The 4,683-nt window shown below is 40.6% G+C and carries 4 protein-coding genes, 5 tRNA genes and 2 rRNA genes; 1 reads left to right on the forward strand and 10 read right to left on the reverse strand.

The window, feature by feature from the left end; translation table 11 throughout:
- The 5 genes from SLS51_RS22430 to SLS51_RS22450 all read right to left on the reverse strand — a co-directional run.
- Window positions 1-237 (reverse strand): GTP-binding protein (locus tag SLS51_RS22430; protein ID WP_323840730.1); only part of this gene is annotated, 237 nt, incomplete at its 3' end.
- Window positions 238-349: 112 nt separating this feature from the next.
- Window positions 350-425, reverse strand: a tRNA-Thr gene (locus SLS51_RS22435).
- Window positions 426-431: 6 nt separating this feature from the next.
- A tRNA-Gly gene (locus tag SLS51_RS22440) sits at window positions 432-506 on the reverse strand.
- 101 nt (window positions 507-607) lie between these two features.
- Window positions 608-692: transfer RNA gene (locus SLS51_RS22445), tRNA-Tyr, on the reverse strand.
- A 15-nt stretch (window positions 693-707) separates the two neighbouring features.
- Window positions 708-783: transfer RNA gene (locus SLS51_RS22450), tRNA-Thr, on the reverse strand.
- 429 nt (window positions 784-1,212) lie between these two features.
- On the opposite strand from SLS51_RS22450, the gene coaA reads away from it, so the two are divergent.
- Complete coding sequence (gene coaA / locus SLS51_RS22455) at window positions 1,213-2,163, forward strand: type I pantothenate kinase (protein ID WP_011148799.1); 951 nt, start codon at window positions 1,213-1,215, stop codon at window positions 2,161-2,163.
- Window positions 2,164-2,206: 43 nt separating this feature from the next.
- Here the strand turns inward: coaA and birA are convergent, their stop codons facing one another.
- The 5 genes from birA to rrf (SLS51_RS22480) form a co-directional block, all read right to left on the reverse strand.
- Window positions 2,207-3,166, reverse strand: a complete 960-nt coding sequence (birA, locus tag SLS51_RS22460) for a bifunctional biotin--[acetyl-CoA-carboxylase] ligase/biotin operon repressor BirA (protein WP_323840731.1) — start codon at window positions 3,164-3,166, stop codon at window positions 2,207-2,209.
- Window positions 3,163-4,188 carry a UDP-N-acetylmuramate dehydrogenase gene (murB, locus tag SLS51_RS22465; RefSeq protein WP_323840732.1) on the reverse strand — a complete coding sequence of 342 codons (1,026 nt, stop codon included), beginning with the start codon at window positions 4,186-4,188 and terminating at the stop codon, window positions 3,163-3,165. The genes birA and murB overlap by 4 nt, the downstream gene beginning before the upstream one ends.
- A gap of 137 nt (window positions 4,189-4,325) precedes the next feature.
- Window positions 4,326-4,441 (reverse strand): 5S ribosomal RNA (rrf, locus tag SLS51_RS22470).
- 21 nt (window positions 4,442-4,462) lie between these two features.
- A tRNA-Thr gene (locus SLS51_RS22475) sits at window positions 4,463-4,538 on the reverse strand.
- 39 nt (window positions 4,539-4,577) lie between these two features.
- A 5S ribosomal RNA gene (gene rrf, locus SLS51_RS22480) occupies window positions 4,578-4,683 on the reverse strand; the annotation flags it as partial.

Here is a 4,683-nt window from a genome sequence, read left to right on the forward strand (position 1 = left end):
ATGCGCATAGTGGCGGCTTGGGGTATCGTATTCTACGTGAGAAGTAGAGATGGTGATACCACGCGCTTTTTCTTCTGGTGCGTTATCGATTTGGTCGAATGCACGAGCGTTACCACCGTAGGTTTTAGCCAGTACAGTAGTGATAGCAGCAGTCAGGGTAGTTTTACCGTGGTCAACGTGGCCGATAGTACCAACGTTAACGTGCGGTTTTGTACGCTCAAACTTTTCTTTAGACATTAGATTGTCCCTCTAAGACACGGAATCGGGGGGTTCCACCACATCAACCAAGCAATTGCTCGTTGAATATTGCTTACAGGAATAAAATCGGGAGACAAGGACATTAGGGAAGTGGTGCTGATAGGCAGATTCGAACTGCCGACCTCACCCTTACCAAGGGTGTGCTCTACCAACTGAGCTATATCAGCACATCTTGGAGCGGGCAGCGGGAATCGAACCCGCATCATCAGCTTGGAAGGCTGAGGTAATAGCCATTATACGATGCCCGCATTGAACTCGGCTACCTAACTTTAATCAGCTGTATGTTGATCTCAATATACTTTGCTTCCAGTTAAGTACCAAAAGAATATCAAGATTAAATCTGATTTTTTGGTGGTGGGGGAAGGATTCGAACCTTCGAAGTCTGTGACGGCAGATTTACAGTCTGCTCCCTTTGGCCGCTCGGGAACCCCACCTTTCCAAATTTTTAATGGTGCCGGCACCAAGAATCGAACTCGGGACCTACTGATTACAAGTCAGTTGCTCTACCAACTGAGCTATGCCGGCATCAAGTGCTGCGCATTTTAGGCAGTGTGAACGCTCTATGCAACAAAAAAATTGCTTTCCTTGATCATTCGGTTACAAAGCACTCACTTTCATTCGATCAGCTGTTTTTTTCAATAGATTTAGCTTGAAAAATAAACGCACAATTACCTGCCAGCTAAGGAACCGATCACAAGTGCTCGATAAAACTTGATAGGCCACCTCATCTTGAATCATTTAAATTTTCATCATGATAAGCAAACAGCTGAAGCTAACATTAAGTAAAACAACTCAATTTTTTACAATTCTGCATTTCTTACAAAAAAACCCCTAAAAATATAAAAAAGCCTACGCCTGCCGCTCATCAGTCGATATCATGCAATTTATTTTTTGTCGGGTACAGGTTGTTTATTGCAGCTTGTCAAACCTGCACAAACAGGCAGATGTTGGTTTATGAATAAAAAAGAACCTTTTTTGGCTACTCCATATTTGCAATTCAATCGTGAACAATGGGCAACCTTACGTGATTCAGTTCCACTAACATTAACAAAAGAAGAATTAATTGATTTAAAAGGAATTAATGAAGAAATTTCTTTAGAAGAAGTTGTTGAGATTTACCTTCCTTTATCTCGCTTGCTCAATTTTTATATTAGTTCAAATTTACGTCGTCAAGCAGTACTCGAACAATTTCTAGGTACTGATGGACAAAAAGTCCCTTATGTCATAGGAATTGCTGGCAGTGTCGCTGTTGGTAAAAGCACTACTGCACGTCTATTACAAGCTCTGCTGAGTCGTTGGCCTGAACACAGAAGTGTAGAATTAATTACTACAGATGGTTTTCTACATTCTAACAGCGTGCTGAATGAACGTGGACTGATGAAAAAGAAAGGGTTCCCACAATCATATGATATGCATAGCTTAGTGAAATTTGTATCTGATATTAAATCGGGCTCTAAACAAGTATCCGCACCAGTTTACTCTCATCTTACCTATGATATCGTACCAAATGAGCAAAAATTCATTAAACAACCAGACATCTTAATTCTAGAGGGTTTGAATGTATTACAAAGCGGTATGGATTATCCCCATGATCCACACCATGTATTTGTTTCTGATTTTGTCGACTTTTCTATCTACGTCGATGCACCAGAAAAATTACTCAAAAGTTGGTATATCAGTCGTTTCTTAAAATTCCGCCAAGGTGCCTTTTCCGATCCAGATTCTTATTTCCACAGTTACTCCAAACTATCAGAAGAAGAAGCCATAAATACTGCATCTGATATCTGGCAAGAGATCAATGGACTGAATTTGCGACAAAATATTTTACCAACTCGAGAACGTGCAAGCCTAATCATGACAAAAGGTACTAATCACACTATTGAAAGCGTAAGGCTACGTAAGTAAAGATAATCTCCTAACCCGGAAGACATTTCTCTTCCGGTCATTTTTAACAACCTCGTAAAGAAATCTCCCCGCCGATATATGGTGTTATGACACCATTCTGATCGAGTAACAAAGCACCTTGCTGATTAATGCCCCTAGCTACACCATACACTTCCTGACTACCAATAATTAATTTCACCGGCCTATCCATAAAATTATCTAACTCAAACCACCGAGAAATAAATGAAGACAAACCTTCATTTTCAAACTGAATTAGAGCTTTCCTTAGATCAAGTATTATTTCTACAGCCAACTTATTACGATCGACTTGAATTCCTGCCTGCAACAAATTAATCCATTGCTGATTAATAGGTTCTTCGTCCTTATGACCCATAGAAATATTTATACCCGCACCTATTACAACCTGAGCAGCATCACCAGTCTTTCCTATTAGTTCAACTAAGATTCCCGCTAATTTCTTATCATCAAGATATAAATCATTTGGCCATTTTACCCTAATTCTATCAGCGCCAACTCGATGCAATACTTCAGCAATAACAATGCCAACAACCAAGCTCAACCCAATTGCAGCAGCAGGTCCTTGTTCAAGGCGCCAATACATAGATAAATAAAGATTTTTACCAAAGGGCGAAACCCATTTCCTTCCACGCCGCCCTCTGCCAGCATACTGGTACTCTGCAACACAAGCATCACCTGATTTCAATTCAGATAAACGTTCAAACAAATACTGATTAGTCGAATCAATAACTGGCAAAACAGTTATACGATCCTGAGGTAAGTATTGTAGAATAGTAGACTCATCAAGTAGCTGCATAGGTGCCATAAGGCTATAACCCTTGCCAGGAGTTGTTTCTAGCTCAATTCCCCATTCACGAATTGTCTGTATATGTTTATTAATTCCAGCCCTACTCATCCCTAAATATTGTCCCAGCTGTTGACCAGAATGAACTTCACCGTCAGACAAAATCTTAATCAACTGTAATGGCACAGTTATATCTTTCATGAAATACATTCCACAGCATCAATTTCGCCTTTAGAGCCAATAAAACGAACCTCAGGTTCAAGTAATATACCAAACTTACTTATCACTTGCCGACGAATGTAAGCAGCCAATAAAACAACATCCTTACCTGTAGCATCTTCCTGATTTATCAATACTAGAGCTTGTCTAAGATGCACAGATGCACCTCCAATGCGATAACCTTTTAAATTACAACGTTCAATGAGCCAAGCTGCCGCTAATTTAAACATTCCATTTGTGTAAGGATATTGAGGACTATCTGGGTAATTTTCTTTGATTTTTGCCGCAACTTCCGCACTGACAATTGGGTTTTTGAAGAAACTCCCCGCGTTTCCTGTTATTGTAGGATCAGGCAATTTACTGGTACGCATTGCACATACTGAATCAAAAATCTGCTGAGGAGTTACATTATCTTTCGACAACCTAGTTAAATTACCGTAGTTCAATATTGGCTGCCAATTCTTCTTCAACAATAATCCTACAGAAATAATAGAATGATTTGCTTTATATTTATGCTTGAAAACACTATCCCGATATCTAAACTGACATTCACCAACACTAAGGCGCGTTTGTTCCCCAGTTTCTAGATTAAGAACATCTACATATTCACACACATCTCTAAATTCAATACCATATGCACCAATATTTTGAATTGGTGCTGCGCCAGAGCAACCAGGAATTAAAGCCAGATTCTCTAATCCATAGATTTGATTTTTAAGAGAATAGCAGACTAATTCGTGCCAATTTTCTCCCGCCCCTACATGTAAATGCCATGATTCATCTGTCTCCCTCCGTTGAATCCCCATAATTCTATTCAGAATCACAGTTCCTTCAAAATTTGCAGTAAATAAGACATTACTACCTCCACCAAGCAGTAATATAGGTTGTTTTTCGCTTTTGGCTTTCTGCCATAAAGCTAATAAGGACTCGGCAGATTCAGCTATATCTAAACGCTTAGCATAGGCTGATAACCCAAAGGTATTAAACTCTTTAAGAGAAAGCATTCACTCAACACTCAATAAAGCTATTTAATAAGTAGTTTATCAGCTATAGGCGTGGAAAACAGTTGGAAAACTAAGTTAGTTCTTTGTTAAACGCAAAAAGGCCACCCCTCTGGGTGGCCTTTTTGTCTTAAAATAAAGTCTGGCAGTTCCCTACTCTCACATGGGGAGACCCCACACTACCATCGGCGCTACGGCGTTTCACTGCTGAGTTCGGCATGGGGTCAGGTGGGACCACCGCGCTATCGCCGCCAGACAAATTCTTTATTCATTATCATGGTGCTGATACCCAGATTCGAACTGGGGACCTCACCCTTACCAAGGGTGTGCTCTACCAACTGAGCCATATCAGCAATAGTTGCCCAAACTCACTGTTGGCGCAAAAAATTAAAGCCTGGCAGTGTCCTACTCTCGCATGGGGAGACCCCACACTACCATCGGCGCTACGGCGTTTCACTGCTGAGTTCGGCATGGGGTCAGGTGGGACCGCCGCGCTAT

The sequence above is a fragment of the Photorhabdus africana genome (assembly GCF_035181445.1).
GTDB lineage: Bacteria > Pseudomonadota > Gammaproteobacteria > Enterobacterales > Enterobacteriaceae > Photorhabdus > Photorhabdus laumondii.

Coding starts and splice junctions, on each gene's coding strand:
- coaA (WP_011148799.1), top strand. CDS start 1,213: ATGAATAAAAAAGAACCTTTTTTGGCTACTCCATATTTGCAATTCAAT.
- birA (WP_323840731.1), bottom strand. CDS start 3,166: ATGAAAGATATAACTGTGCCATTACAGTTGATTAAGATTTTGTCTGAC.
- murB (WP_323840732.1), bottom strand. CDS start 4,188: ATGCTTTCTCTTAAAGAGTTTAATACCTTTGGGTTATCAGCCTATGCT.